This window comes from Kocuria turfanensis (assembly GCF_001580365.1).
GTDB classification, from domain to species: domain Bacteria; phylum Actinomycetota; class Actinomycetes; order Actinomycetales; family Micrococcaceae; genus Kocuria; species Kocuria turfanensis.
On record NZ_CP014480.1, the window covers coordinates 2696961 to 2723728 of the forward strand.

At 73.4% G+C, this 26768-nt stretch carries 23 protein-coding genes and 1 pseudogene; 14 read left to right on the top strand and 10 right to left on the bottom strand.

The annotated features are described in order from the left end of the window. Positions 1-91: 91 nt before the first annotated feature. A complete protein-coding gene (locus AYX06_RS12405; RefSeq protein ID WP_147017694.1) occupies positions 92-997 on the bottom strand; it encodes a carbohydrate ABC transporter permease in 906 nt (301 codons plus the stop codon). Continuing rightward, positions 997-2331, bottom strand: coding sequence for an ABC transporter substrate-binding protein (locus tag AYX06_RS12410; protein ID WP_147017692.1), 1335 nt, complete (start codon positions 2329-2331; stop codon positions 997-999). Before AYX06_RS12410 ends, AYX06_RS12405 begins: the two co-directional genes overlap by 1 nt. Positions 2332-2524: 193 nt before the next feature. Here AYX06_RS12410 and AYX06_RS12415 point away from each other — a divergent pair, with 193 nt between their 5' ends. Next, the gene (locus tag AYX06_RS12415; RefSeq protein ID WP_062736032.1) at positions 2525-3541 is read left to right on the top strand and encodes a LacI family DNA-binding transcriptional regulator; all 1017 of its coding nucleotides are present in this window, start codon (positions 2525-2527) and stop codon (positions 3539-3541) included. A 4-nt stretch (positions 3542-3545) separates the two neighbouring features. On the opposite strand, the gene AYX06_RS12420 is transcribed toward AYX06_RS12415, so the two are convergent. The 6 genes from AYX06_RS12420 to AYX06_RS12445 form a co-directional block, all read right to left on the bottom strand. Further along, positions 3546-4775 carry an MFS transporter gene (locus AYX06_RS12420; RefSeq protein ID WP_062736033.1) on the bottom strand — a complete coding sequence of 410 codons (1230 nt, stop codon included), beginning with the start codon at positions 4773-4775 and terminating at the stop codon, positions 3546-3548. Positions 4776-4902: 127 nt separating this feature from the next. Then, the gene (locus AYX06_RS12425; protein WP_062736034.1) at positions 4903-5886 is read right to left on the bottom strand and encodes an AEC family transporter; all 984 of its coding nucleotides are present in this window, start codon (positions 5884-5886) and stop codon (positions 4903-4905) included. Positions 5887-5905: 19 nt separating this feature from the next. Further along, a complete protein-coding gene (locus AYX06_RS12430; RefSeq protein WP_062736035.1) occupies positions 5906-7234 on the bottom strand; it encodes an enolase C-terminal domain-like protein in 1329 nt (442 codons plus the stop codon). After that, positions 7231-8856, bottom strand: a complete 1626-nt coding sequence (locus AYX06_RS12435; RefSeq protein WP_062736036.1) for an aldehyde dehydrogenase (NADP(+)) — start codon at positions 8854-8856, stop codon at positions 7231-7233. Before AYX06_RS12435 ends, AYX06_RS12430 begins: the two co-directional genes overlap by 4 nt. 54 nt (positions 8857-8910) lie before the next feature. Beyond that, on the bottom strand, positions 8911-9858 hold the full coding sequence (gene kdgD / locus AYX06_RS12440) for a 5-dehydro-4-deoxyglucarate dehydratase (RefSeq protein WP_062736037.1): 948 nt from the start codon (positions 9856-9858) through the stop codon (positions 8911-8913). Positions 9859-9989: 131 nt separating this feature from the next. Further along, entirely contained in the window at positions 9990-10874 is an 885-nt protein-coding gene (locus AYX06_RS12445; RefSeq protein WP_062736038.1) for a LysR family transcriptional regulator, read from the bottom strand. A gap of 159 nt (positions 10875-11033) precedes the next feature. Between AYX06_RS12445 and AYX06_RS12450 the strand changes: the two genes are divergently transcribed. Genes AYX06_RS12450 through AYX06_RS12465 form a run of 4 tightly spaced genes read left to right on the top strand, consistent with a single transcriptional unit; the run spans position 11034 to position 14641 of the window. After that, entirely contained in the window at positions 11034-12035 is a 1002-nt protein-coding gene (locus AYX06_RS12450) for a Bug family tripartite tricarboxylate transporter substrate binding protein (protein ID WP_062736039.1), read from the top strand. A gap of 56 nt (positions 12036-12091) precedes the next feature. Further along, the gene (locus tag AYX06_RS12455) at positions 12092-12652 is read left to right on the top strand and encodes a tripartite tricarboxylate transporter TctB family protein (protein WP_062736040.1); all 561 of its coding nucleotides are present in this window, start codon (positions 12092-12094) and stop codon (positions 12650-12652) included. A gap of 40 nt (positions 12653-12692) precedes the next feature. Continuing rightward, positions 12693-14240: a tripartite tricarboxylate transporter permease gene (locus AYX06_RS12460; RefSeq protein ID WP_062736041.1), complete on the top strand. Its 1548-nt coding sequence runs from the start codon at positions 12693-12695 to the stop codon at positions 14238-14240. Then, positions 14237-14641, top strand: coding sequence for a universal stress protein (locus tag AYX06_RS12465; protein WP_062736042.1), 405 nt, complete (start codon positions 14237-14239; stop codon positions 14639-14641). Before AYX06_RS12460 ends, AYX06_RS12465 begins: the two co-directional genes overlap by 4 nt. A gap of 69 nt (positions 14642-14710) precedes the next feature. Here AYX06_RS12465 and AYX06_RS12470 read toward each other — a convergent pair whose 3' ends face one another. Continuing rightward, a complete protein-coding gene (locus tag AYX06_RS12470; RefSeq protein ID WP_062736043.1) occupies positions 14711-15709 on the bottom strand; it encodes a LacI family DNA-binding transcriptional regulator in 999 nt (332 codons plus the stop codon). Positions 15710-15858: 149 nt separating this feature from the next. Between AYX06_RS12470 and AYX06_RS12475 the strand changes: the two genes are divergently transcribed. From AYX06_RS12475 to AYX06_RS12515, 9 genes and pseudogenes are all read left to right on the top strand, one after another. After that, positions 15859-17088 carry a Gfo/Idh/MocA family protein gene (locus AYX06_RS12475; RefSeq protein ID WP_062736044.1) on the top strand — a complete coding sequence of 410 codons (1230 nt, stop codon included), beginning with the start codon at positions 15859-15861 and terminating at the stop codon, positions 17086-17088. Further along, a complete protein-coding gene (locus AYX06_RS12480) occupies positions 17085-18338 on the top strand; it encodes a dihydrodipicolinate synthase family protein (RefSeq protein ID WP_062736045.1) in 1254 nt (417 codons plus the stop codon). The genes AYX06_RS12475 and AYX06_RS12480 overlap by 4 nt, the downstream gene beginning before the upstream one ends. After that, positions 18335-19234 (top strand): sugar phosphate isomerase/epimerase family protein, encoded by a 900-nt coding sequence (locus tag AYX06_RS12485; protein WP_062736046.1) that lies wholly within the window; start codon positions 18335-18337, stop codon positions 19232-19234. The genes AYX06_RS12480 and AYX06_RS12485 overlap by 4 nt, the downstream gene beginning before the upstream one ends. Beyond that, entirely contained in the window at positions 19221-20471 is a 1251-nt protein-coding gene (locus tag AYX06_RS12490) for a glycerate kinase (protein ID WP_062736047.1), read from the top strand. Before AYX06_RS12485 ends, AYX06_RS12490 begins: the two co-directional genes overlap by 14 nt. A gap of 153 nt (positions 20472-20624) precedes the next feature. Then, positions 20625-21580: pseudogene (locus AYX06_RS12495) on the top strand (carbohydrate ABC transporter permease). Beyond that, positions 21573-22508 (top strand): carbohydrate ABC transporter permease, encoded by a 936-nt coding sequence (locus AYX06_RS12500; RefSeq protein WP_062736048.1) that lies wholly within the window; start codon positions 21573-21575, stop codon positions 22506-22508. The pseudogene AYX06_RS12495 and the gene AYX06_RS12500 overlap by 8 nt, the downstream one beginning before the upstream one ends. 118 nt (positions 22509-22626) lie before the next feature. Continuing rightward, a complete protein-coding gene (locus AYX06_RS12505) occupies positions 22627-24015 on the top strand; it encodes a Gfo/Idh/MocA family oxidoreductase (RefSeq protein WP_062736049.1) in 1389 nt (462 codons plus the stop codon). Continuing rightward, positions 24012-24983, top strand: coding sequence for an NAD-dependent epimerase/dehydratase family protein (locus tag AYX06_RS12510; protein ID WP_062736050.1), 972 nt, complete (start codon positions 24012-24014; stop codon positions 24981-24983). The genes AYX06_RS12505 and AYX06_RS12510 overlap by 4 nt, the downstream gene beginning before the upstream one ends. Next, positions 24980-26071: a mandelate racemase/muconate lactonizing enzyme family protein gene (locus AYX06_RS12515; protein ID WP_062736051.1), complete on the top strand. Its 1092-nt coding sequence runs from the start codon at positions 24980-24982 to the stop codon at positions 26069-26071. Before AYX06_RS12510 ends, AYX06_RS12515 begins: the two co-directional genes overlap by 4 nt. A 70-nt stretch (positions 26072-26141) precedes the next feature. Here AYX06_RS12515 and AYX06_RS12520 read toward each other — a convergent pair whose 3' ends face one another. Further along, positions 26142-26759 (bottom strand): cupin domain-containing protein, encoded by a 618-nt coding sequence (locus AYX06_RS12520; protein ID WP_062736052.1) that lies wholly within the window; start codon positions 26757-26759, stop codon positions 26142-26144. Between the last annotated feature and the right edge of the window lie 9 nt (positions 26760-26768).

Sequence of the window (26768 nt, forward strand, 5' to 3'; positions counted from 1 at the left end):
GCGGGGGCCCGCCGGCGGCGGGGCCGTGGGGCGGGTGCCCGTGCTGCCGGTGCTGTGGGGACGGGTGTCCGCAGGACGTGTGCTCATGGGGCTACGCACCTTCCGCCTGGCTCTCCATCTTGTCGGCCCCGGTGAGCCGTTGCAGGCCGAGGGCGAGCGTGAGCCCCACGGCGACGAGGATGACCGCCAGGACACTGGCCTCGCCCATCTGGTTGCTGCGGAAACCGGTCAGGTACATGTCCAGGGGCAGGATCCGGGTCGCGGTGCCCGGTCCGCCGCCGGTGAGGCTGAAGACCAGGTCGAAGTAGGTCAGCGACCCGACCAGCATCAGCGTCGAGGACGTGACGATCGTGTACTTCAGCTGCGGGAGCGTGATCGAGAAGAACTTCCGCACGGTCCCGGCGCCGTCGAGCGTGGCGGCCTCGTACATGCTCTGCGGGATCTGCCGCACGCCCGCCTGGTAGAGCAGCGAGTGGAACGGGATGAACGACCAGGAGATGACGACCACGACCACGTAGAACGCCAGGTCCGGCCGGCCGAGCCAGTCCTGCCGGAGCACGGCCGCGTCGAAGGCCTGGGACAGCCCGAAGTTCGGGTCCAGCAGGGCCTTGAAGGCGATGCCGATCGCGGCGGCCGAGAAGAGCATCGGCAGGAAGTACAGCACCGAGAGGAACTCGCGGTAGCGCTGGTGACCGGCCATGAACACCCCGAGCAGCAGGCTCAGCGGGAACTGGACGGCGTAGCTGAGCAGGGTCAGCTTCACGGTCAGCCACATCGCCTGGCGCGAGACCGGGTTCTCGAGCACCGACACCCAGTTCCCGCCCCCCGCCCACTGCGGCGTGCCGAGCCCGTCCCACTGCATGAAGGACAGCACCAGCACGCCCAGCAGCGGGCCGATCGAGAAGATGCCGAAGAAGGCCAGGGCGGGGGCCAGCAGCCAGTTGCTGGGTCCCGCGCCCGCCCGGGCCCTGCGCCGGGCGGGCGCGCGCAGGAGCATCACAGCGTCCCGTTCATCGCGGTCTGGAACTGCTCGGGGGTCATCTCACCGGCGAAGACCTGGCTGAGGTTGGTCAGCAGGGCCTGGCCCTGGTCGGCCGGTAGCGCCTGGTCCCAGGAGAGCTGGAAGTGCGGCGCGTCCTGGACCATCGAGTAGGCGAAGTCGAGGTACTCCGGGTGCTCGGTCTCGGCGATCTTGTCCTCCACGCCGTCCACCGCCGGGATCAGGCCGGCGTCGAAGAGCGTGTCGACGGCCGTGTCGTCGAGGTTCGTCTGCTCGAGGTACTCGAAGGCCGTCTGCTGCTCCTCCTCGCTGGCGTCCGCGGACACGGCCCAGAAGTTCGCGGGGTTGCCCACGATGTTCTGCGGGTCGCCCTGTCCGCCCTCGATCTCGGGGAAGGTGGTGTAGCCGAGGTTCCCCTCCGCGGTCCACTCCGGGGCGTCGGTGAGGAAGCTGGAGTACACCCAGCTGCCGTGCAGCATCATGGCCGCCTGGTCGGTGTGCACCAGGGCGACGTCGGCGCCCGCGTCGGCCACCACCGAGCCGTAGGCGTCGCCGAAGCCGCCGGCGTCCACGAGCTCCTGGATCTTCTCGAGCGCCTCCGTGATCGCGGGGTCGGACCAGGCGTTCTCCTCGCCGTCCACGATCGCCTGGAAGACCTCCGGGCCGCCGATCCGGTCGGTGAGGTACTGGATCCACATCAGGTAGGGCCACTGGCTGGAGCCGGCCACGGAGATCGGCGTGACGCCCTCGGCCTTGAAGGCCTCCACGGCGTCCAGCATCTCCTCCCACGTGGTGGGCACCTTCACCCCGGCCTGCTCGAAGAGCTTGGTGTTGTAGTACAGGATCACCGGCTGGGTGTTGTTGTTCGGGACCGCGTAGAGCTTCCCGTCCACCGTGCCGGTCTCCAGGACGGAGTCGAGTGCGCGCTCCTCCATGCCCGGGATCTTGCCGGTCAGCTCCACCACGTTGCCGTTCTCCACGTAGCTCTCGAGGTTGTCCCCGCCCCAGTTGTAGATCAGGGTCGGGGCGTTGCCGGAGCCCACGCTGGTGCGGATCTTCTCCTTGAAGGCGTCGTTGGCGAAGTACTCGGCGGTGATCGGCTCCTCGGCGTGGGCGTCGTTCCACTCCTGGAAGGAGGTGCGGAAGGTCTCCTCCGCGCCGCCGGTGAGGGTCCAGGCGGTGGCGCCGTCGGCCTGGCCCGGCTGCGCGCCGCCGCCGCACCCGGCCAGGGTCAGGGCCGCGGCGCCCACGAGCGCGATGCGGGACAGCGACCGCCGGGAGAAGGGCGTCCACAGGGCGGGGGCGGGGCGGCGGGTGCGGTCGGTGGTCATGGCGTGCTCCTCAGCGTCGAGTGATGCCTTGCGCTTACGAAACTTTTCGTATAGCGTTTCGTTGCGAGAAGGGTAAGTGGCGCGTTTCACAGCCGTCAAGCCCTTACTGTGAGCGAGACCACTACATGTGACGTAACGAAACGTTTCGCCGCGCACCGGCAGGGTGCCCGACGTCCGAGGAGGCCGGCCCGACATGAAGAGAACGACGCTGAGCGAGGTGGCGGCGCAGGCCGGCGTGTCCAAGGGCACCGTCTCGAAGGTGCTCAACGGGCGCCCCGACGTCGGGGAGGACACCCGGGAGAAGGTCCGGGCCGCGGCCGCGGTGCTGGGCTACACGGGCTCCGCCGCGCGGCGCCCCCGCCCGGCGATCGTGCTGGTGTTCGACACCCTGGAGAGCAACTACTCGCTGCAGGTCATGGCCGGTGCCGTGGACGCCTGCGGCCGCGCCGACGCCGACCTGCTGCTGAACACCCTGCCCGCCCTGGAGCAGGGCGACCTCCCGCCCTTCTCCGACGACTGGTTCGCGGTCTGCGGCCGGAGGGGCGAGACGGCGGTCGTGGCCGTGACCACGCCGCTGACCGCGGAGCAGGTGGCGGCGGCGGCCCACGCGCAGGTCCCGCTGGTGGCCATCGACCCCGTCAACAGCCTGCCCTCCACGGTGCCGAGCATCGGCTCCACGAACTGGGCCGGCGGCTACGCGGCCACCACGCACCTGGCCGAGCTCGGGCACCGCCGGATCGGCCACCTCGCCGGCGCGGGCGGGTCGGTCCCGGCGCGCGAGCGCCTGGCCGGGTACCGCAGCGCCCTGGAGAGCGCGGAGCTCCCGCGCGACCCCCGGCTCGTGGCGGGGGACGGCTTCAGCTACGAGGCCGGCTTCGACGCCGCCCAGCAGCTGCTGGAGCTCGAGGACCCGCCGACCGCGCTGTTCGCGGCCTCCGACGAGGCCGCGCTGGGCGCGTTCGAGGCGGCGCGGCAGGCGTCCCTGCGGGTGCCCGAGGACCTGAGCGTCGTGGGCTTCGACGACACGCTGATCGCCCGCTGGGCCTCCCCGAAGCTGACCACGGTGCGCCAGCCCCTGCACGCCATGGGGGAGATGGCGGTCGAGCAGGCGCTCGCCCTGCTGGCCGGCGGGTCCCGCCGCACGCACCCGCTCCAGCTGCAGACCTCGCTGGTCGAGCGCTCCTCGACCGCCCCGCCCCGCCCGGCCTGAGCGCTCAGCGCTCCTGCACCGAGCGGTCCCGCCCGGCCTGCCAGCCGAAGACCGCGGCGAGGGCGCCGACCACGGCGAACATGACGCCGGCGGCGGCGAAGCCGCCGGTGGCGTGCAGCAGCTGCCCGACCAGGAAGGTGCCCGAGGAGCCCAGGCCGTAGCCCACGCCCTGCATCATCCCGGACAGCCGCACGGCCATGGCGGCGCTGCGGGTGCGCAGGGCGATCATGGTCAGGGCCACGGCGGTCAGCGCGCCCTGGCCCAGCCCCAGCAGCCCGGTCCAGACCCAGATCAGCTGGAGGGGGCCGAAGATCGAGAGCACGAACCCGCCGCCGGCCATCAGCGCCACCACGGCGTTGAGGACCCGCTGGTCGGCCAGGCGCACCGCCAGGGCCGGGGCGAACAGGGAGCCGGTCATCTGCAGCAGGATGGACACCGCCACGATCACCCCCGCGGTGGCCCCGTCGACCCCCCGGTCGCGCAGGATGGGAGCGAGCCAGGCGAAGACGCTGAAGGACATCATCGCCTGGAAGACCATGAACCCGGTGATCTGCCAGGCCACCGGCGACCGCCAGGGGCTGTTCCCGCCACCGCCCCCGGCCGGGGCCGCCGGCGCGGGGCTGCGGTGCCGGGCCGCCACCGGGAGCAGGAGCAGGACCACCAGCGCGGCCGGTGCCGCCCACCCGGCCAGGCCCGCCCGCCAGGAGCCCGTGGCCTGGAACAGCGGGTAGGTCAGCCCCGCCCCGAGCGCGGCGGAGGCGGCGATGGCGGTGGTGTAGAGCCCGCTCATCAGCCCGAGGCGGTGGGTGAAGTCCCGCTTCACGATCGAGGGCAGCAGCACGTTGCCCACCGCGATCGCCGCCCCGCACGCCAGGGTCCCGGCCAGCAGCAGCGGCACGGTGGCGCCCGCGGGCAGGGGCAGCCCGCGGGCGGCCAGCCCGGCGGCGAGCAGGACCATCGCGCCCAGCAGCACGGTCTCCGCCCCGTACCGGCGGGCCAGCCGCGGGGCGAGCGGGGCGAACACCCCCAGCAGCGTCACCGGGGCCGTGGTCAGCACGGTCACCGCCCAGGAGGGCAGGCCGGCCGCGGCGGTGATCTCCGGCAGGATCGCGGAGAAGCTGGAGAAGACGGTGCGCAGGTTCAGCCCCACCAGCACCACGCAGACCCCCAGGTAGACCAGGGCCCGGCGCGAGGTCGAAGCGGGAGCCTGCTGCACGGCGGGCGGGGTGGGCACGGGGCGGTCTCCTCGGGAATCGGGGGCTGACCCGGCGCCACGAGGCCCGGGCCGGGTCCCAGGGTACGACGAAAACCGCCGGCCCCCGTGTGCTCCCGGCCACCCCCGCCGGGGCGGATCCACGGCGTCAGCGCAGCAGCAGGCCGGCCAGGAGGACGGCCGGAAAGGACAGGAACGAGCTGAGCAGGATGATGTCGCGCCCCGCGTTGGAGGGCATCCGGAACTGGGACGAGAACAGGAACACGTTCTGCGCCGTGGGCAGCGCCGCCATGACGACGACCCCCAGCAGCTCGGTGGCGCCCAGGCCGAAGCCGAAGCGGGCGATCCCCCACGCCACGACCGGCATGAGCACCACCTTGACGAGCGTTCCCCCGATCACGTCCGGCACCAGCGCACGGTTGCGGAACGGGCGCTGCCCGTGCAGGCCCATGCCGAACAGCAGGAGCAGCAGCGGGACGGACGCCTCCCCGAGCATCTCCAGGGGGACCCAGAGCACCTCGGGAACCGCCGGCCCGGTGGCGGAGAGCACCACCCCCAGCGCGGTGCCGACCGTCACCGGATTGGCGACCGAGCGCAGGATCGTGCGCCCGGCGGACGCGCCGGTCCGGGACGGGGCCGGTGTCCTGGTGGCCGTGGCCGCGCCCGGGCCGGCGCGCCGGGACGGGCGGGCGACCCAGGAGAACACGAGCAGGTAGAGCGGGGCGATCACGAGCAGCTGGGCGAGCAGGACCGAGACCACGGGGGCGGCGCTGCCCACCGCGTAGAGGGCGACGGGCAGCCCGATGTTCCCGGCGTTGACGTAGGAGGAGGCCATCGCCCCGACCGCCGTGCGCGCCGCGCCACGGCGCAGCACCGCGGCGCTGTACAGCGCGAAGACCGCCCCCGCCACCGCTGCGGTGGCGAGGGCGATCGGGGTGTAGACCCCCAGCACGGCCCGCAGGTCGGTGCCCGCGACGAGCACCAGCATCAGGGCCGGGTTGGTGAGGTAGTAGACGACGGGGGTGAGGCCCGCCCGCATGGCGCGGGCCTCACCGGGCAGCAGCGCGGAGGTGGCGAAGCCGAGCAGCGCGATCACGGCGACCACGCCGAAGCCCAGCAGCACCCCCGTCATCCGGTCCTCTCCCGTTCGGTCAGCGGACCAGGCAGGGTCGCTTGGGGTCGAAGCTCCAGCCCTCGATCAGGTACTGCATGGCCGCGGCGTCGTCGCGGGCGCCCAGCCCGTGCTCGAGGTAGAGCTCGTGCGCCGCCGCCAGGCGCTCGCGGTCCAGCGCCACGCCGAGCCCCGGGGTGGCCGGGACCTCGATCGCACCGTCGCGGATGCGCAGCGGCTCCTGGGTGAGCCCCTGGCCGTCCTGCCAGATCCAGTGGGTGTCCAGCGCGGTGATCTCCCCGGGGGCCGCCGCGCCCACGTGGGTGAACATGGCCAGCGAGATGTCGAAGTGGTTGTTCGAGTGCGAGCCCCACGTCAGGCCGAACTCGTGGCACAGCTGCGCCACGCGCACGGACCCGGCCATCGTCCAGAAGTGCGGGTCGGCCAGGGGGATGTCCACGGCGTTGGACCGCACCGCGTGGGACATCTCGCGCCAGTCGGTGGCGATCATGTTCGTGGCCGTCCGCAGCCCCGTGGCCCGCCGGAACTCCGCCATCACCTCACGGCCCGAGAACCGGCCCTCGGCCCCGCACGGGTCCTCCGCGTAGGCGACGACGCCCTGCATCCGCCGGCCCAGCCGGACCGCCTCCTCCAGGAGCCAGCCGCCGTTGGAGTCCAGGGTCACCCGCGCCTCGGGGAAGCGCTCCTTGATCGCGGTGACGGCGTCGACCTCCACGTCCCCGGCCTGGACCCCGCCCTTGAGCTTGAAGTCCGTGAAGCCGTAGCGCTCCTTCGAGGCCTCGGCCAGGCGGACCACGGCCTCGGGGGTCATCGCCTCCTCCCGGCGCACCCGCGCCCAGGCGTCCGTGCCGTCCGGCTCCCGCAGGTAGGGCAGGTCCGTGCTGTCCGGGTCGCCCACGAAGAACAGGTATCCCAGCATCGGCACGGCGTCCCGCTGCCGGCCCTCCCCGAGCAGCTCCGCCACCGGAACGCCCAGGAACTGCCCGTGCAGGTCCAGCAGCGCCGACTCGATGCCGGTCACCGCGTGCACGGTGGTGCGCAGGTCGAAGGTCTGCAGCCCGCGGCCCCCGGCGTCGCGGCCGGCGAAGACGGTGGCGATCCGGCGCAGCAGGCTGCGGAACAGGGCCACCGGCTCCCCGGTGATCAGGGTCCCGGCCTCCTCGAGGGTGGCGCGGATCTTCTCCCCGCCGGGCACCTCGCCCAGGCCGGTCCGCCCGTCGGAGTCGGTGACGATCACGACGTTGCGGGTGAAGAAGGGCCCGTGGGCGCCGGAGAGGTTCAGCAGCATGGAGTCGTGCCCGGCGACCGGCACGACCTCCACCCGGGCGATGGTGGGCTGGGTGCTCATGCCTGGTCTCCCGCGGAGTTCCCGGCCAGCTGGATGCGGCCGTCGACGCGCCGGTTGAGGTGCCAGGGGTTGGCGGCCTGCACCGGGGCGGGCAGCAGGGCGTCGGGGATGTTCTGGTAGGCCACCGGGCGCAGGAAGCGCTCGATCGCCAGCGTGCCCACGGAGGTGGTCCGGGAGTCGGAGGTCGCCGGGAACGGGCCGCCGTGGACCATGGCGTCCCCGACGTCCACGCCGGTCGGCCAGCCGTTGGCGAGGATCCGCCCGACCTTGCGCTCGAGCACCGGCAGCAGCGGGGCGGCGGTGTCGAAGTCCTCCTCGGACAGGAACAGGCTGGCGGTGAGCTGGCCCTCCATCCGGGCGGCCGCCGTCACCAGCTCCTCGGCGGAGCCATAGCGGATCACCAGGGAGGAGGCGCCGAAGATCTCCTCCTGCAGCACGGGGTTGGTCAGGAAGGTGGGGACTCCCGTGCCGAAGACCACCGGCGCCGGGGCGTTCTCGGTGGCGCCCTCCCGGCCCCGGGCCACGACCTCGACGCCGTCCTGGGCGGCCAGGGCGTCGATGCCCTCCCGGCAGGAGCGGGCGATGCCGGGGGTGAGCATGGTCGCGCCCTCGGCGTCGGCCAGCGCCCGGTCCACGGCGGCGAGGAAGGCGTCCCCGGCGGCTCCGGCGGGGACGAACAGCAGCCCCGGGTTGGTGCACAGCTGCCCGGAGGAGCCGGTGAGGGAGGTGACGTAGGCGCGGGCGAACTCGTCGGCGTCGCCGCGCAGCGCGGAGTCGAAGAGGAACACCGGGTTGATGGAGCTCATCTCCGCGTAGACGGGGATCGGCTCCGGGCGGGCGGCGGCCGTGGCCATCAGCGCGGTGCCCGCACCGCGGGAGCCGGTGAAGCCGATGGCCTTGACGGCGGGGTCCCTGGCCAGGGCCTGGCCGATGCTCGCGCCCGGGCCGTAGACCAGGGAGAACACCCCGGGGTGCAGCCCGCACTCGGCCACGGCGTCGGTGAGGGCGCGACCGACGAGCTCCCCGGTGCCCGGGTGGGCGTTGTGCGCCTTGAAGACCACCGGGCAGCCGGCGGCCAGCGCCGAGGCGGTGTCCCCGCCGGCGGTGGAGAAGGCGAAGGGGAAGTTGCTGGCGCCGAAGACGGCCACCGGGCCGAGGGGGACCTTGCGCTGGCGCAGGTCCGGGCGCGGCAGCGGGGTGCGCTCCGGCAGGGCCGGCTCGATGCGCACGCCCCGGTGGTCGCCCTGGCGCACGACGGACGCGAACAGCCGCAGCTGCCCGGTGGTGCGGGCCAGCTCGCCCTGCAGGCGCGGCACCGGCAGCCCGGTCTCGGTCGAGGCGCGCTCGACGAGCTCCGGGCCGACGGCCTCGATGTTGGCGGCGATCGTCTCCAGGAAGGTGGCGTGGGTCTGCGGGTCGAGGGTGCTGAAGGACGCGACGGCCTCCTCGGCGGCCGCGGTGGCCTCGGCGAGCTGGTCCTCGCTGATCAGCGAGTACTCGGGCTCGAGCTCGCCGTTGGTCGCGGGGTCGATGCCGCGGGTGGTGCCGTTGGTGCCGACGACCTGACGGCCGGCGATGATGGAGTGGCCGGAGAGGGCGGTGGTCTGGGTGCTCACGGACATGGGCTTCCTTCGCTGTCTGTGCTGCGGTCTGGTGGACGGGGCGCGCTCGGGGCGTCAGGCCCGCTGGAGGCTGCTGCCCCAGGTCGTGGCGCGGTTGGTCTCGATGAGGGCGGTGAGGTCGGCGAGGTCGGCCCCGGTGAGGTCCTGCAGCGGGGGGCGCACGCCGCCGGCGTCCCGGCCCACGGCCTTCAGCCCGCCCTTGATGATCGACACCCCGTAGCCCTTGGCCCGGTCGCGGATCTCCAGGTAGGGGAGCACGAAGTTCTTCAGCTTCTCCGTGACCGCCGCACGGTCCTGGGCGCGGACGTCGCGGTAGAACTCCAGGGCGAACTCGGGGACGAAGTTGTACATGGCCGAGGAGTAGGTGCTCATGCCCAGCTGCAGCAGCGGCAGGGCGAAGGTCTCGGCGGTCGGCAGACCGCCGAGGTAGAACAGCCGGTCGCCGTTGCGGGTGTAGACCTTGGTGAGGTGCTCGATGTCGCCGACGCCGTCCTTGAACCCGATGAAGTTCTCGTGGCGGTCGGCCAGCCGGGCGATGGTCTCGGCGGAGTAGATGGCGTTGGCACGGTTGTAGGCGATCACCGCCAGGTCGGTGGCCGCGCACACCGCGCTGGCGTGGGCGAGCAGGCCGTCCTGGTCGCACTCGGTGAGGTAGGGCGGCAGCAGCAGCAGGCCCTCGGCCCCGGCGGCGGCCGCGTCGGTGGCGTTGCACACGGCCTGGGCGGTGTTGCCGGCGGCGGGGGCGAGCACCGGCACGGTGGCCCCGACCTCCTCGACCGCGGCCCGCACCACGGTGGCGGTCTCCTCCGGGGTCAGGGAGAAGCCCTCCCCGGTGCCGCCGGCGGCGAAGAGCCCGGCCACCGGGTAGGAGGCCTGCCAGGCCAGGTGCTGCCGGTAGGCGTGCTCGTCGAAGAGCAGGTCGGCGTCGAACGCGGTCACCGGGAAGGACAGCAGGCCGTCCTTGAGCCGAGCGGCGAGTTCCTGGGGAGTGTGTCGGGCCACGGTCGTCGTCCTTCGTGTCAGGCGTGGGGCGGAATGCCCGGGAATCACGTCTCACCCTAGGAAGGGGCTTCGATGCCTGTCCAAGCCCATTTGTGAATGAGTTGATGCTGCGAAGGTATTGAGCAGGGCGCTCAGTGCAGCTGCGTGCGCAGCAGCTCCAGCAGGTGGTGCAGGGCGGGGTTCCGGGAGTGGCGGTCCCACAGGGCGTGCAGCTCCACCGAGTCCGTGGAGCTGCTGGAGAGCCGGAGGTAGGCGACCCCGGGGATGCCGAGCAGGCGGGCGGACTCGGGGACGAAGGCGAGCCCGCGGCCGGCGGCCACGAGCGCCACCATGGTGAGGATCTGGCTGACGGTGTGGACGACGTTGCGGTGCTCCACCTCCACGAGCCGCACCACGTGGTCGTAGAAGTACCGCGCCTTGGTGGGGGAGTGCATGATCAGCGGCAGGTCCTTGAGGTCCGCCGAGGTGACGGGCCGCTTGAGCGCGGTCAGGGGATGGTCTGCCGGGGCGGCCACGAGGAGGTCCTCGGCGAGCAGCAGCTGGGACTCGAAGACGTCCGTGTCGAAGGGCGGGCGGGCCAGCCCGAGGTCGAGGTCCCCGTCCTGCAGGGCGTGCAGCTGCTCCCCGGTCACCAGCTCCTGCAGGTTGACGTCGACGTCCGGCAGCACCTGTTCGATCTCGCTCAGCAGCGGCCCCAGCAGGCTGAAGCCGGAGGCGGCCGTGAAGCCGATCCGCAGCACTCCCGACCGCCCGGCCGCGATCCGGCGCGCGAGCAGGGGGGCGCGGTCGGCGGCGACCACCAGCTTGCGCGACTCCACCAGGAAGGCCCGCCCGGCGGCGGTCAGGGCCACGCGGCGGTTGTCCCGCTCCAGCAGCTCCACCCCGAGCGTCTTCTCCAGCTTCTGGATCTGCCGGCTCAGCGGGGGCTGGGTCATGTTGAGCCGCGCGGCGGCGCGGCCGAAGTGCAGCTCCTCCGCGACGGCGATGAAGCTGCGGGCCTGGTCAAGGGTGAACATCATGTCCTTCGGGTATTACTCAATGCACGAATGGGCTTGGACAGGCATCGTAGTCTCTTCCTAGTCTCAAGTCTCACATCGCCTGTGACTGCACTCACAGCACCGCGTTCCCGGCGGGTCCGCCGGAGCGCCCCGCCCCTCTCTGCGTCAGGAGCTCCCATGAACAAGACATCGCTGCGCCAGGTCCTGGTCGGCGCGACCGCGGCGACCTCGCTGCTCGCCCTCACCGCCTGCGGGGGCAACGTCGGCGCCGGGTCCGCGGACGCCGGCCAGGAGTTCCCCTCCGAGCCGATCACCCTGACCGTCGGCCAGGCGGCGGGCGGCTCCACCGACCTCATCGCCCGTGCCGTGGCCGACGCCGCCACCGAGGACCTCGGGGTCCCCGTGCCGGTCGTGAACCAGCCCGGCGCCAACGGCGCCCTCGCCACCCAGGAGGTCGCCGGCGCGGCGCCCGACGGGCAGAACCTGGTGCTGCTCAACGCCTCGCTGATCACCATCACCCCCCTGGCCGTGGGGGAGGAGGAAGCGGTGTCCCTGGACGACCTCGAGGTGCTCAAGGGGCTCTCCCAGGACGACTACGTCATGGTGGCGAGCAGCGAGTCCGGGTTCGAGAACCTCCAGGACGTGGAGAACGCGTCCGGCTCCTTCAGCTACGGCACCACCGGCGTGGGCACCGGCTCCCAGCTCGCCCAGACCGTGCTGTTCGCCCAGGCCGACATCACCGGCACCGAGGTGCCCTTCGACTCCGGCGCCCCGGCGCTGACCGCCGTGCTCGGCGACCAGGTGCAGGTGGCCACGGTCCAGCTGGGCGAGGCGAAGCCGCAGATCGACGCCGGGGAGGTGACGCCCATCGTGGTGTTCTCGAAGGAGCGCAACGAGTTCCTGCCCGACGTGCCCACCGCGGTGGAGTCCGGCTACGACGTCCCCGTCTCCCAGTACCGTGCCGTGGCCGCCCCCGAGGGACTGCCGGAGGACGTCAAGGCCCGTCTGGTCGAGGCCTTCGACGCCGCCGTGGCCTCGGAGTCCTACCAGGACTTCAACGAGCAGAACCTGCTCACCCCGTGGGAGGTCTCCGGCGAGGAGGTCGAGCAGGAGTGGACCGAGCTGGCCGACCGCTACCAGCAGCTCGTCGAGGAGCACGACATCTCCCTCGCCGAGTAGGCGGACGCGAAGGACCCCGCGCCGCCATGACGACCACCATCCCCAGGAGCGCCTCCATGAAACCTTCCCGCACGGCCGACCACGCCTCCGTCGCCGAGGTCCTCGTCGACGAGGACGCCGCCGCCGAGGACCTCACCCCGGAGCAGCTCGCCGCCGAGTGGGAGGCCGAGGGCCCGCCGCCCGGCGGCCGGGCGGCGGCGCTCGGGTCGACCCTGGTGGTCACGGTGCTGGCCGCCGCGGCGGCGCTGCTGTCCCTGGGCATGGGACTGGGCACCCCTCAGCAGCCGGGCCCGGGCCTGTGGCCGTTCCTGGTCAGCGTGGCGGCCGTGGTGATCGGGCTGGCCCACCTCGTCACGGGGCGGCGCGGGGGTGAGGGCGAGAAGTTCACCCGGGAGTCGCTGCTGGCCGTCCACGGCCTCGTGACGCTGGTCGGGCTGGTGCTGCTCATGCCCGTGATCGGGTTCGAGATCCCCGCCCTGCTCCTGTCCTTCGTCTGGATGAAGTTCCTGGGCGGTGAGACGTGGCGGGCGGCGACGCTCTACTCGGTCCTCGTCGTCGTCGCGTTCTATCTGATCTTCATCTCCGCCCTCGGCACGTCGATCCCGCACCTGTTCTGACGGCCGCCGCTCCCGGCGGCCACCGACCAAAGGCTCCCGCATGGACTTCCTGCAACCCGCCCTGGACGGCTTCGGCGTCGTCCTCCAGCCGACCAACCTCCTGTACTGCCTGCTCGGCGTGGTCATCGGCATGCTGATCGGCGTGCTGCCGGGCCTCGGCCCGGCCGCGACCATCGCCATCCTGCTGCCGCTGACCTACGGCATCGAACCGGTCACGGCGATCATCATGCTCGCCGGCATCTTCTACGGCGCCCAGTACGGCGGCACGATCACCTCGGTGCTGCTCCGGCTGCCCGGCGAGGCCAGCTCCGTGGTCACCGTCTTCGACGGCTACATGATGGCCAAGCAGGGCCGGGCCGGCACCGCCCTGGGCATCGCCGCGATCGGGTCCTTCGTCGGCGGCACCGTCGCCATCGTCGGCCTGACGTTCCTCGCCCCGGTGGTGGCCGGCTTCGCCCTCGACTTCGGTCCGCCCGAGTACACGGCCCTGGCCCTGCTCGGGATCCTGCTGGTGGCGACCATCAGCAACGGCAACAAGGCCAAGGCCCTCATCGCCGCCTGCTTCGGGCTGCTGCTGGCCACGGTGGGCCGGGACGTCTTCACCGGGGCCGAGCGGCTGACGTTCGGCAACCTCAACCTCGCCGACGGCATCGACTTCGTGCCCGTCGCGATGGGCCTGTTCGGCCTGGGCGAGATCCTGCACAACCTGGAGGAGCGCCACCGGGCCGCCAAGGCCCCCGACAGGGTCTCCAACGTCTGGCCCTCCCGGGCGGACCTCAAGCAGTCCTCCGGGGCCATCGGCCGCGGGTCCGTCCTGGGCTTCTTCCTCGGCATCCTCCCCGGCGGCGGCGCCACGATCTCCTCGATGGCCGCCTACGCGATGGAGAAGAAGCGCGCCAGGCAGCCCGAACGGTTCGGCAGGGGAGCGGTCGAGGGCGTGGCCGGACCCGAGACGGCCAACAACGCCGCGGCCACGAGCTCCTTCATCCCGCTGCTCACCCTGGGCATCCCGGCGAACGCCACGATGGCCCTGATGTTCGGCGCCCTGCTGATCCAGGGCGTCACGCCCGGCCCCCAGCTCGTCCAGCAGGACCCGGAGCTGTTCTGGGGCGTCGTCAACTCGATGTACATCGGCAACATCCTGCTGCTGATCATGTCGATCCCGCTGATCGGGATCTTCGTGCGCATCCTGCGGGTGCGGGGCGCCATCCTGGCCCCCATCACGGTCCTCATCACGATGCTGGGCGCCTACACCATCAACAACTCGATGTTCGACGTCATGCTGGTGGTGGTGTTCGGCGCCATCGGCTACCTCATGAAGAAGTACGGGTTCGAGCCGGGCCCGCTGGTGCTGGCCTTCGTCCTCGGCTCCCTGCTGGAGTCCAACCTGCGCCGGTCCCTGCTGGTCTTCGAGGGCGACGCCACCGGCTTCTTCACCCGGCCCATCTCGGCGACCCTGCTGCTGCTGTTCGTGCTGGTCGCCGTTCTGCCCCTCGTCCAGTCCGCCGTGCGGCGCCGCCGGTCCCCCGGATCCTCCGCGGAGCCCGCCGGCGACGCCGATCGCACCCCCGTCAAGGAGAACGCATGAGCATCCTGGTTGGTTACGTCCCCACCCCCGTCGGAGAGGCCGCCGTCCGGGCGGCCGTCGAGGAGGCCAGCCTCCGCGAGGAGCCGCTGCTGGTCGTCAACTCGGTCCGGGAGGGCGCCCTGGCGGACCCGACCGTGGCCTCCGACGACGACCTCCGGCGCGTCACGGACGCCGCGGCCGCCGCCGGGGTGGACTGCACCGTCCTGCAGCCGTCCCACCGCAGCGACCTGGCCGAGGAGATCCTCGACCTCGCCCGCGAGCACGACGTGTCCCGGATCGTCATCGGGCTGCGCCAGCGCACGCAGGTGGGCAAGTTCATCATGGGCTCCCACGCCCAGCGGATCCTGCTGCAGGCGGACCGTCCGGTCCTGGCCGTCAAGGCCCCCGACGCGCACCTCTGAGCACCCGCGGTCGCCCCGAGGCGCCGCTGCCGGCCCGTGCCGGCGGCGGCGCCTCGCCCGTTCCGCGGGTCAGGCGCTCTCGCGCCGCACGAGCTCGCCGACGACGTGCTCCACCCGGGGGGCGTCGCCGCTGAGCGCGATGTCCGCGGCCGTCTCCCCGATCTCCTCCAGCGGGAAGCGGACCGTGGTCAGTCCCGGGGCGAAGTCCCGCAGGTTCGGGATGTCGTCGAACCCGGCCACCCAGAGGTCCTCGGGCACGTGCAGCCCCGCGTGCCGCAGGGCCGCGATCGCGCCGAGGGCCATGACGTCGTTGGCGGCGACGAGCGTGAGCCCGCGCAGCCCCTCGGCACCGACGCGCGCGACGAGGTCCCGGACCGACTCGTAGCCGCCCTCGCTGTCGAAGCCGTGCACGGTCTCCACCTCGGCCGCCAGTCCCGCCCTGGTCAGGGCCGCCCGGAACCCCGCCCGCCGCTCGGCCGCCGTGGTCAGGTCGTCCGGCCCGCCGAGGAAGGCGAACCGGGTCCGCCCGGCCTCGACCAGCATGCCGGTCAGGTCCGACCCCGCGCTGCGGTTGTCGATGGTGACCGCTCCGGCGCCCTCCAGCCAGTCCTGGCCGATGGTCACCACGCGGCCGCCGTTCCTCTGGTACCGCTCGAGCTCCGCGAGCAGCCGCGGGTCGATGCTCTCCCGGCGTGAGCCGGCCATGATGATGGCGTCGGTGCGGTGGGCGGCGAAGGCGGACACCGCGTCGAGCTGGTCGGTGCCGCTGGTCGCGGCCAGCAGCAGCTGGTGCCGGTGGGTCCGGGCCCGGCGCTGCACCCCCTTGGCGATCGACGAGAAGTAGGGGTCGGCGATGTCGTGCACGACGAGCCCGACGAGCCCGGTGGTGGAGCGGGCCAGCGCCTGGGCCTGCGCGTTGGCCACGTAGCCGAGGGTCTCCGCGGCCAGGCGCACGCGCTCCGCGATCTCCTCCGCCGGCCGCCGGTCCGAGCCGTTGAGCACCCGGGAGGCCGTGGCCAGGGACACCCCGGCCTGCCGCGCCACCTGGGACAGGGTCACTGCGCTCATCGTGCGGTCCTGCTTCCTCCCCGCTGCCGTCGGGCCTCTGGTGTCGTCGCCCGTGAAGTCCGGGCCGCGAATGTGTTGACAGTCACACTGAGGCAACTCTAGAGTGGAAAGCGCTTTCCTGCAAATTCCCCAACCGTTTGGAGTGGACGATGTCCCAACCCCGAGTCCTACGCATCGCCATGAACGGCGTCACCGGCCGCATGGGCTACCGGCAGCACCTGCTGCGCTCGATCCTGCCCATCCGGGACCAGGGCGGGATCACGCTGCCCGACGGCAGCCGCGTCACCGTCGAGCCGATCCTCGTGGGCCGCAGCGCCGCGAAGCTCGAGGAGCTGGCCCGCCGGCACGGGGTCGAGCGCTGGAGCACCGATCTCGACGCCCTCATCGCCGACCCCACGGTGGACATCGTCTTCGACGCCTCCATGACCAGCCTGCGCGCGAGCACCCTCCGGAAGGCCATGTCCGCCGGCAAGCACGTGTTCACCGAGAAGCCGACCGCCGAGACGCTGCGGGAGGCCGTGGAGCTCGCGCGCGTCGGCCGCGAGAGCGGGGTGACCGCCGGGGTCGTCCACGACAAGCTCTACCTGCCCGGGCTGGTGAAGCTGCGCCGGCTGGTGGACGAGGGCTTCTTCGGCCGGATCCTCTCCGTGCGCGGGGAGTTCGGGTACTGGGTCTTCGAGGGCGAGCACCAGGAGGCCCAGCGCCCCTCGTGGAACTACCGGCGCGAGGACGGCGGGTCGATGACCACGGACATGTACTGCCACTGGAACTACGTCCTGGAGGGGATCGTGGGCCCGGTGCGCTCGGTCACCTCCAAGGCGGTGACGCACATCCCCGCCCGCTGGGACGAGCAGGGCCACGAGTACCCGGCCACCGCCGACGACGCCGCCTACGGCGTCTTCGAGTGCGAGACGCCCGCCGGGGACCCCGTGATCGCGCAGATCAACTCCTCCTGGGCCGTGCGCGTGTACCGCGACGAGCTCGTGGAGTTCCAGGTCGACGGCACGCACGGCTCGGCCGTCGCCGGGCTGACCAAGTGCGTCGCCCAGCAGCGCGCCCACACGCCCAAGCCGGTGTGGAACCCGGACCTGCCCGTCACCGAGTCCTTCCGCGACCAGTGGCTGGAGGTGCCCGCCAACGCCGAGCTGGACAACGGCTTCAAGGCGCAGTGGGAAGAGTTCCTCGCGGACGTCGTCGCCGGGCGCGAGCACCGCTTCGGCCTGCTCTCGGCCGCCCGCGGCGTCCAGCTCGCGGAGCTGGGCCTGCAGTCCTCGGCCGAGCGCCGCACCATCGACATCCCGGAGCTGGACCTCACCGCGGAGGCCGGCCGGGGCGCGGACCGGACGGCGGACCCCGAGGCCGCCGGAGCGCTCCGGTGACCGCCGTGCACCTGCCGGACGGCGCCGGCTCCCGCACCGAGCACGTGCTCGCCGAACCGGGGGCCTGGCCCCGCCCGCAGGCGCCGATCGGCTCGCGGCGGGCCTATGCCGCGGCGCACGTCGTGCCGCACGTCCTCGCCGACAACACCCCCGGGGCGCCGGCGCAGCTGGACTGGGACGCGACCCTGGGCTTCCGGCACGACGTCTGGTCCTACGGGCTGGGCGTGGCCGACGCCATGGACACCGCCCAGCGGGGCATGGGCCTGGACTGGCCCGCCACCCAGGAGCTGATCCGCCGCTCCACCGCCGAGGCGGCCGCCGCGCTGACCGCCGGGCACCCGGGCCTGCGGGGCCGCACGGTGCGCGACCTCATCGCGTGCGGGGCCGGCACGGACCAGCTGGACCCGGCGGGGATCGCCCCGGGCGAGGCGGGGCTGCGCGCCGTCGAGGCCGCCTACCGGGAGCAGCTGGCGGTCGTGGAGGGCGCCGGGGCCAAGGTCGTGCTCATGGCCTCCCGGGCGCTGGTGCGCGCCGCGCGCGGCGCGGAGGACTACCTGCGGGTCTACACCGGCCTGCTGGACGAGGTCCGGCACCCAGTGGTGCTGCACTGGCTCGGCACGATGTTCGACCCGGCCCTCACCGGGTACTGGGGCAGCGAGGAGGTCGAGGCCGCCACGGAGACGTTCCTGCAGCTGATCCGGTCCCGCCCGGACAAGGTCGACGGCGTCAAGGTCTCCCTGCTGGACGCCGGGCACGAGACCCGGCTGCGGGCAGCCCTGCCGGACGGGGTCCGCCTCTACACCGGGGACGACTTCAACTACCCCGAGCTCGTCCACGGCGACGGCACCCGGCACTCCGACGCCCTGCTGGGCATCTTCGCCGGCATCTACCCGGCCGCCTCCACCGCCCTGCAGGCCTACGACGACGGGCAGCCGGACCGGGCGCGGGCGATCCTCGACTCCACGGAGGCCCTCGGGCGCCACGTCTTCGGCGCCCCGACCTTCTACTACAAGTCCGGCATCGCCTTCCTCTCCTGGCTCAACGGGCACCAGCCCGGCTACCAGATGGTCGGCGGCCTCCACTCCGGGCGCTCGGTGCCGCACCTCGTGCGGGTCTTCCAGCTGGCCGACCGCGCCGGGCTGCTGCTCGACCCCGAGCTGGCGGCCCGGCGGATGGGCGCCTTCCTGGACGTCGCCGGAGCCGGGGCTCCGGCCCTGGTCCCGGCCGGCGGCGCGGGAGGTGCGGCGTGAGCGCGGACTTCCAGCTGTCGCTGAACACCGGCACCACCCGCAACCTCACCCTGCAGGAGGCCGTCGACGCCACGGCCCGGGCGGGGCTCGGGCACATCGGGGTGTGGCGCGACCGCGTGGCCGAGGCGGGCCTGGAGGAGGCGGCGCGGATGATCTCCCGCGCCGGCCTGCAGGTCTCCAGCCTCTGCCGGGGCGGCTTCCTCACGGCGACCGACGAGGCGGGGCAGCGGGCCGCACTCGAGGACAACCGGGCCGCGATCCGCGAGGCCGCGGCCCTGGGCACCGGCGAGCTGATCATGGTCGTCGGCGGCCTGCCCGCCGCCGCCCACGTCCTCGGCGGCACCGGCGACCGCGGCGACAAGGACCTGGTGGCCGCCCGGGCGCGGGTGGCCGACCGGCTGGCCGAGCTCGTGCCCTTCGCCCGGGAGCACGGGGTCCGCCTGGTGCTCGAGGCGCTGCACCCCATGTACGCCGCGGACCGGGCCGTGCTCTCCACCCTGAAGCAGGCGCTGGACTACGCCGCGCCCCACCCCCCGGAGACCGTGGGCGTGGTGGTCGACACCTTCCACGTGTGGTGGGATCCCGAGCTGGAGGCGCAGATCGCCCGGGCCGGGGCCGAGGGGAGGCTGGCGTCCTACCAGGTGTGCGACTTCAACCTGCCGATCGCCGCCGACGCCCTGCTCTCCCGAGGGATGATGGGGGACGGGGTGATCGACTTCGCCACGATCGGCCGCTGGGTCGCCGCCGCGGGCTACACGGGCCCGGTGGAGGTGGAGATCTTCAACCAGGAGATCTTCGACCAGGACGCCGACGTCACGCTCGCCGTGATGAAGCAGCGCTGGGCGTCCCTCGTGCTGCCGTCCCTGACGGGCGAGCCCGCTCGTGCCCCCGCCTGAGGGCGGCGGGCGCGCACCGGGCGGCCGCCCCCGGGTGGTCGTGGCGCCGGACAAGTTCAAGGGCACGCTCACGGCCCCCGAGGCCGCCGAGGCCCTCGCCGCCGGGGTCCGGCGGCACTGGCCCGGAGCCCGGGTCAGCACGGTCCCGCTCGCCGACGGCGGCGAGGGCACGGTGGACGCCGCCGTGGCGGCCGGTGCGCAGCTGCGCCGGACGGCGGTCCGCGGCGCGCTCGGGGCCCGCGTGCGGGCGCGCTGGGCGCTGCTCACGGCCGAGAACGGCAGCACCACCGCGGTGGTCGAGTCCGCCCAGGCCGCCGGGCTCGACCAGGTCCGGCCCAGCCCGGCCACGGCCCGTGCGGCGCACAGCTACGGCTGCGGCCAGCTGATCCGCGCGGCGCTGGACGCCGGGGCGGCGGACGTCGTGGTCGGCCTGGGCGGCTCGGCGATGACCGACGGAGGCTCCGGCGCCCTGCGGGCGCTCGGGCTGGAGGTGCTCGACGACGGCGGCGCCCCCGTGCCGCTGGGCGGCGCGGGCCTGCTGCGGGCCGCCCGCCTGGACGCCTCCGGGCTGGACCCCCGGCTGCGGTCGGTGCGGCTGCGGCTGGCGGTGGACGTCCAGAACCCGCTGTACGGGCCCGCCGGCGCCGCCCACGTCTTCGCGGGGCAGAAGGGCGCCGACGCCGGGGCCCGCGCCGAGCTCGACGCCGCGCTGCGGCGCTGGGCGGCCCTGCTGGCCGGCACGCCCGGGTCCCGCCCCTTCCGGCGCCCGGGCGCGGGAGCCGCCGGCGGCTTCCCGTCCGGCTTCCTGGCCCTGACCCCCGCCGTGCTGGAGGGGGGCTTCGAGCTCGTGGCCGCGCTCGTGGGCCTCGAGCAGCACCTGCAGAGAGCCGACCTGCTGCTGGTCGGGGAGGGGTCCCTGGACGAGCAGTCGCTGCAGGGCAAGGCGCCGCTGGCCGCCGCGGCCGTGGCCGCGGCGCGGGGGATCCCCGTGGCGGCGGTCGCCGGGCGGCTGTCCCTGTCCGCCCGGCAGCTGCGCGAGGCCGGCGTCGGGGCCGCCGCGTCCCTCGTGGACGTCGCCCCCTCCGAGGCCGAGGCCCGGGCCCGGGCGGGCCACTACGCGCCGCTGGCCGCGGCCGAGGCCCTGCGGCAGCTCGATCGCGTGCGTCCTGAGCCGGGGCGCGACGCGCCGGTCCGGACGCACGAGGACACACCCGGATCCATCCGGCATTGTGGTTGACGTCACACCCCGCGACCCCTAGCCTTGAGGGCAACGCGAGCATGGAAAACGCTTTCCCATCCGTTCCGAGGAGAGACCGATGACAATCAGGCAGATCGACACCGAACCGCTCCGGGTCGCCCGGCCGCGGCTGCGCCGAGGGGCGGTCCCGGTATGAGCGCCGTCGAGGAGATCACCCGGAAGGGCCTGCCCGGGGGCCGCGGGAAGCGCGCGGCCGGCCGGCAGGGGCCCCGCCCCGACCGGCGGGACAACAAGGCCGCGGCGGTCTTCCTGGCGCCCTGGATCGTGGGGCTCGTGGTCATCACCCTCGGCCCCATGCTGATGTCGCTCTACCTCTCCTTCACCGACTACAACCTGATGCGGTCCCCGGACTGGATCGGCCTGGAGAACTTCTCCCGGATGCTCGAGGACGCGCGGCTGCACAACTCCCTGAAGGTGACCTTCACCTACGTGTTCGTGGGGGTCCCGCTGCAGCTGGCGCTCGCCCTGGCGATCGCCATGGTCCTGGACCGGGGCCTGCGCGGCCTCGCGTTCTACCGCTCGGTCTTCTACCTCCGTCCCTGCTCGGCGCCTCCGTGGCGATCGCGATCCTGTGGAAGCAGCTCTTCGGGACCAGCGGGCTGGTCAACCAGGTGCTGGCCCTCGTCGGCATCGAGGGCATCGGGTGGATCTCGGACCCCCGGACGGCGCTCGGCAGCATCATCCTGCTGCACGTGTGGACCTTCGGGGCCCCGATGATCATCTTCCTGGCGGGCCTGCGGCAGATCCCCACCATGTACTACGAGGCGGCCTCCATCGACGGCGCCGGCAAGGTCACGCAGTTCTTCCGGATCACGCTGCCCCTGCTGAGCCCCATCATCTTCTTCAACCTGGTGCTCCAGATCATCCAGGCGTTCCAGTCCTTCACCCAGGCCTTCATCGTCTCGGGCGGCCGGGGAGGCCCCTCCGACTCGACGATGTTCTTCACGCTGTACCTCTACCAGACCGGCTTCGGCCAGTTCGACATGGGCTACGCCGCGGCCATGGCCTGGCTGCTGCTCGTCATCATCGGGGCGTTCACCGCTCTCAACTTCATCGCGTCTAAGTATTGGGTGTTCTACGATGACTAACTCGACAATCGCCTACGACCCCGCCCCGACGGCCGAGCAGGACTCCGCCCCGGCCCCGCCGCAGGGCGCGGCGAGCCGCCGGTCCCGCGGCCCCGGCGCCCGGGGGCGGATCCGCTCCCTGCTCAAGCACCTGGCGCTGATCCTCACGGGCGGGGTGATGATCTACCCGCTGCTGTGGATGCTGGCCAGCTCCCTGCGCCCCAACGACGTCATCTTCCGCGAGCCGGGCATCCTGCTCGAGACCTTCGAGAGCGCCAACTACACGGACGGGTGGACCGCCCTGTCCAGCCCGTTCAGCGTGTACCTGTTCAACTCCGCGGTCGTGGTGCTCGGGTGCATCGTGGGCAACCTGGTCTCCTGCTCGATGGCCGCCTACGCCTTCGCCCGGCTGGAGTTCCGGTTCAAGAAGCCGGCCTTCGCCCTGATGCTCCTCACGATCATGCTGCCGTTCCACGTGGTGATCGTGCCGCAGTACATCATGTTCTCCCAGATCGGGTGGGTGAACACCTTCTGGCCGCTGATCGTGCCGAAGCTGCTCGCCACGGACGCGTTCTTCGTCTTCCTCATGGTCCAGTTCATCCGCGGCATCCCGCGGGACATGGACGAGGCGGCCCGCATCGACGGCGCCGGCCACCCCCGGATCTTCGGGCAGATCATCCTGCCGATGATGGTCCCGGCCCTGGCCACCACCACGATCTTCACGTTCATCTGGACCTGGAACGACTTCTTCAGCGCCCTGATCTACCTCACCGACCCGGACATGTTCACCGTCCCGGTGGCGCTGCGCGCCTTCGTGGACGCCACGGGGGAGTCCTCCTGGGGCTCGCTGTTCGCGATGTCGATCGTGTCCCTGCTGCCGGTGTTCATCGCCTTCCTCGTGGGGCAGAAGTTCCTCGTCAAGGGCATCGCCACCACCGGCATCAAGTAGCCCGCCCGGGCTCCGTGCCCGCCGGCCGGGACCGCCCGGCCGGCGGGTCCGCCGACACCGATCCCCGCCGGCGCGGACCCCGCCGAAGACCACCCACCCCCAGCAGAAGGAGCACTCGATGCCCAGCGCAGACCCCACCGGCCCGGACGGCACGGCACCGCGGGAGGGACGGACCCGCTACCTCCTGGTCGGCACCGGCCACCGGTGCGAGATGTACCTCCGCTCGCTGCTGGACGACCACGCCGACGTCGCCGAGCTGGTGGCGGTGGGCGACAGCAACCCCGGACGGGCCGAGCACTACCGCCGGCTGGCCGAGGAGGCCGCGGGGGCGCCGGTCCAGGTCTTCGACCCCGCGGCGCTCACCCGCACGATCCGCGAGCAGGGCATCGACCGGGTCCTGATCACCACCCCCGACGTCACCCACGCCGACTACATCTGCGAGACCCTGCACGCCGGCGCGGACGCCGTCGTCGAGAAGCCCCTGACCATCGACGCGGAGGGCTGCCGCCGCGTCACCGCGGCCGTGGAGGAGACGGGCCGCGACGTGGTGGTCACGTTCAACTACCGCTACTCCCCGCGCAACACCGCGCTCAAGGACGTCGTGCAGTCCGGAGCGGTCGGCACGGTCACCTCCGTGGACTTCAGCTGGGTGCTGGACACCGTCCACGGCGCCGACTACTTCCGCCGCTGGCACCGGCAGAAGCAGAACTCCGGCGGGCTGCTGGTGCACAAGTCCTCCCACCACTTCGACCTGGTCAACTGGTGGCTGGGGGACACCCCGGAGCGCGTCTACGCCTCCGGCGGCCTCCGCTTCTACGGGCGGGACAACGCCGAGGCCCGGGCGCGGGCCGGCGTCCCCCGGCCCGTCGGCCCGGACGGCGACCCCTTCGCCCTGGACCTGCGCTCCGACGAGCGGCTCAGCCGGCTCTACCTCGACCACCAGCACCACGACGGCTACCGCCGGGACCAGGACGTGTTCTCCGACGGGATCACCATCGAGGACAACCTCGCGCTCGTGGTCGACTACGCCCGCGGCGCCACCCTCTGCTACTCCCTCAACGCCCACTCGCCCTGGGAGGGCTACCGGGTGGCCGTCAACGGCACCGAGGGCCGGGCCGAGCTGGAGGTCGTGGAGCGCGCCGCCGTGCTGCCCGCCGCCGGCGGGACCCCGGTGGACCCCTCGGTCACCGCCGGGGCGGACCGGGGCGGGGCCAGGCGGCGCGGCGAGCGGCTGGTCGTCCAGCGGCACTGGGAGACCGCCGAGGAGGTGCCCGTCCGCAACGGCTCCGGCAGCCACGGCGGCGGGGACCGGCTCCTGCTGGCCGACGTGTTCCGGGGACCGGGGGAGGACCCCTACGGCCGGCCCTCCGGCTACCGCGACGGCGTGGCGGCCGTGTCCGTGGGCATCGCCGGCAACCTCTCCCTCGAGACGGGCGCGCCGGTGCGGATCGCCGACCTGGACCTCGGCAGCACCGCCGCGGCCCGGCGCAGCGAGGTCCCGGCATGACCCGGGTGATGGTCACCGGCGGGTCCGGCCGGCTCGGACGCAGCGTCGTCGGCGGGCTGGCGGAGGCCGGCTACGAGGTCGTCAGCGTCGACCGCGCGCTGCCGCCCGAGGAGCAGCGGGCGGCCGCGCACCGGGCCGTCGAGCACCGGTCCGCCGAGCTCACCGACCCTCAGGCCACGCTCGCGCTGATGCGGGCCGCGCGCCCGGACGCGGTGATCAACCTTGCGGCCATCGCCGTGCCCTTCAGCGCCCCCGAGCACGTCATCCTGCAGACCAACGCCGTGATCGCCCACACCGTGGCCGATGCCGCCACCGAGGCCGGAGCCCGCCGGATCGTGATGGCCAGCAGCCCCACCGTGCTCGGCTACGGCTCCCCGGCCGGCTGGCTGCCGCCCGCCTTCCCGCTGACCGAGCGGACCCCGCCGCGGCCGTGGCACGCCTACGGGCTGTCCAAGCACGTCGCGGAGCAGGTCGCGCAGATGTTCGCGGCGGCCCGCGGCGGGAGCGTGCGCTACGCCTCCTTCCGCCCCTGCTACGTCATCGCCCCCGAGGAGTGGGCCGGTGCGCCGACCCAGCAGGGCCACACCGTGCGCGAGCGCCTGGACGACCCGGCGCTCGCCGCGCCGGCGCTGTTCAACTACGTGGACGCCCGGGACGTCACCACCTTCCTCGAGGCGCTGCTCGAGCGGATGGGCGCCACACGCAACGGGGACACGTACTTCGTGGGCGCCGCCGACGCCCTGGCCCGGCGCCCGCTGGCGGAGCTCATCCCGCAGTTCGTCCCCGGCAGCGAGGCGCTCGCCGCCGGCCTGACCGGGACGGCGCCGGCCTTCAGCATCGACAAGGCCCGTGAGGAGCTGGACTGGGAGCCGGCGCGCACCTGGCGCACCGAGCTGCGGGAGGACGCCGGCGACCCGGCTCCCGGGCAGCTCGCCGGCACCGGACGGCACGGGAAGGACACCGCATGAGCATCGCCGCCGTGCGCACCGAGCTGATCACCGCCCGGTTGCTGCGCAGCTGGGGCCCCGAGGCCCCGCGCAACCACCTGATCGCCGTCACGGTCGTGGCCGACGACGGCGCCACCGGCACCGGCTTCTCCTGGACCCCGACCATCGGGGCGCGGGCCGTGCAGGCGCTGCTCGACGACGACCTCGCGGGCTTCGTCCGCGGCCGTGACGAGCACCCGGAGGTGCTGTGGGACGACGCCTGGAAGTTCCTGCACGAGGGCGGCACGGGGCTCACCGGCATCGCCCTCGCCGGGATCGACCTGGCCCTGTGGGACCTGCGGGCCCGGCGCGCCGGCCTGTCGGTGCCCGCGCTGCTGGGCCGGCGGCAGCGCGACGTGGCCGTCTACGGCTCCGGCGTGAACCTGCACTACGAGCTCGACGAGCTGCAGGAGCAGGTGCGCCGCTGGGTCGCGGCGGGCTTCGGCGCCGTCAAGATCAAGGTGGGCCGGCCGGACCTGCGCGAGGACGTCGAGCGCGTCGCCGCCGTGCGCGAGCTGCTCGGCCCCGACCGCGGCCTGATGATCGACGCCAACCAGCGCTGGGACCTGCCCACGGCCCGCCGGGCCCTGGACGCGCTGGCGCCCTTCGCCCCGTCGTGGCTGGAGGAGCCGCTGCGCGCGGACGACCTCGAGGGCTACCGCCAGCTGCGCCGGTTCAGCCGGGTGCCCATCGCGCTCGGGGAGAACCTGCACAACGTCTACCGGTTCCGGGACTTCATCGGCGCCGGGGCCGTGGACATCGTCCAGCCGAACATCGTGCGGGTGGGCGGCATCACGCCCTTCCGGCGGATCGTGGAGCTCGCCCGCACCCACAACGTGGGGATCGCGCCCCACCTGCTGCCGGAGCTCTCGGGGCAGCTGGCGCTGACCCTCGCGGAGCCGACCATGGTGGAGGTGGTCGAGGACGCCGGGTTCGCCGAGCTCGGCGTCCTCGCCGAGCCGTCCCCGGTGCGGGTCACGGGCTCGCGGCTGCAGCTCCTGGACCGCCCCGGGCTCGGCCTGGCGCTGCGGCAGCAGTCGCTGCCCGCCCCGCAGGCGGCCGTGGTCTGAGCCCGGCCGGCTGCCCCGGCCGTGCCGGCGGCGCGGGACCCCGTCCGTTCCCCGTGCCGCGGCGGCCGGATCAGGTGCCGGCGGGCGCCGGTCCGCGGAGCGTCAGGGGCTCGCCCAGGCGCCCGATGAGGATGCGCTGCTCGAGCTCCGGATAGGCGCCGCGAAGCCCCCGGCGCCGGGCCACCGGGCCGAGCACGCGGTGCATCAGCTGCTGCACGGGCCGCGGCGGGGAGACGAAGCGGATGGTGTCGTCCCACTCGTGGGACAGCAGGGCGAGCTGCAACGGCCCCGGCATCCCGCGGGGGTTCGTGCGCCCCGCGGCGGCCAGTCCCCACAGCGTCACGATGGCCTCCTCGAACCGGAGGGCGGGCCGCACCTCGACGAGGACGCGTGCCGGTTCGTCCCCGTGGGTCCACCAGTCGTGCACCGTCCCCGGCGGGACCTCCACGGCACCCCCGACGTCGAGCACCCCGGTGTCGGAGCCGTAGCGGACGCCCAGCCGGCCCTGCCGGACCTCGAACCGCTCGCTCTGCCGGGGGTGGGTGTGCGGGGCCGCGACCCGGGCGCCGGGCGGGGCCCACAGCTCGGCGCGCACCAGCTCCCCGCCGGAGTCGGCCGAGCTCACCAGCACGACCGCGCGCTCCTGGGTGACGGGATTGACGTAGATGCTGCCCGTTCTGCTGCCCATGCTCCGACG

Bases quoted from the DNA above. Each gene is read 5' to 3' on its own strand.
- AYX06_RS12405 (WP_147017694.1), bottom strand. From the start codon at position 997: ATGCTCCTGCGCGCGCCCGCCCGGCGCAGGGCCCGGGCGGGCGCGGGA.
- AYX06_RS12410 (WP_147017692.1), bottom strand. From the start codon at position 2,331: ATGACCACCGACCGCACCCGCCGCCCCGCCCCCGCCCTGTGGACGCCC.
- AYX06_RS12415 (WP_062736032.1), top strand. From the start codon at position 2,525: ATGAAGAGAACGACGCTGAGCGAGGTGGCGGCGCAGGCCGGCGTGTCC.
- AYX06_RS12425 (WP_062736034.1), bottom strand. From the start codon at position 5,886: ATGACGGGGGTGCTGCTGGGCTTCGGCGTGGTCGCCGTGATCGCGCTG.
- AYX06_RS12430 (WP_062736035.1), bottom strand. From the start codon at position 7,234: ATGAGCACCCAGCCCACCATCGCCCGGGTGGAGGTCGTGCCGGTCGCC.
- AYX06_RS12435 (WP_062736036.1), bottom strand. From the start codon at position 8,856: ATGTCCGTGAGCACCCAGACCACCGCCCTCTCCGGCCACTCCATCATC.
- AYX06_RS12445 (WP_062736038.1), bottom strand. From the start codon at position 10,874: ATGTTCACCCTTGACCAGGCCCGCAGCTTCATCGCCGTCGCGGAGGAG.
- AYX06_RS12450 (WP_062736039.1), top strand. From the start codon at position 11,034: ATGAACAAGACATCGCTGCGCCAGGTCCTGGTCGGCGCGACCGCGGCG.
- AYX06_RS12455 (WP_062736040.1), top strand. From the start codon at position 12,092: ATGAAACCTTCCCGCACGGCCGACCACGCCTCCGTCGCCGAGGTCCTC.
- AYX06_RS12460 (WP_062736041.1), top strand. From the start codon at position 12,693: ATGGACTTCCTGCAACCCGCCCTGGACGGCTTCGGCGTCGTCCTCCAG.
- AYX06_RS12465 (WP_062736042.1), top strand. From the start codon at position 14,237: ATGAGCATCCTGGTTGGTTACGTCCCCACCCCCGTCGGAGAGGCCGCC.
- AYX06_RS12470 (WP_062736043.1), bottom strand. From the start codon at position 15,709: ATGAGCGCAGTGACCCTGTCCCAGGTGGCGCGGCAGGCCGGGGTGTCC.
- AYX06_RS12475 (WP_062736044.1), top strand. From the start codon at position 15,859: ATGTCCCAACCCCGAGTCCTACGCATCGCCATGAACGGCGTCACCGGC.
- AYX06_RS12500 (WP_062736048.1), top strand. From the start codon at position 21,573: ATGACTAACTCGACAATCGCCTACGACCCCGCCCCGACGGCCGAGCAG.
- AYX06_RS12505 (WP_062736049.1), top strand. From the start codon at position 22,627: ATGCCCAGCGCAGACCCCACCGGCCCGGACGGCACGGCACCGCGGGAG.
- AYX06_RS12510 (WP_062736050.1), top strand. From the start codon at position 24,012: ATGACCCGGGTGATGGTCACCGGCGGGTCCGGCCGGCTCGGACGCAGC.
- AYX06_RS12515 (WP_062736051.1), top strand. From the start codon at position 24,980: ATGAGCATCGCCGCCGTGCGCACCGAGCTGATCACCGCCCGGTTGCTG.
- AYX06_RS12520 (WP_062736052.1), bottom strand. From the start codon at position 26,759: ATGGGCAGCAGAACGGGCAGCATCTACGTCAATCCCGTCACCCAGGAG.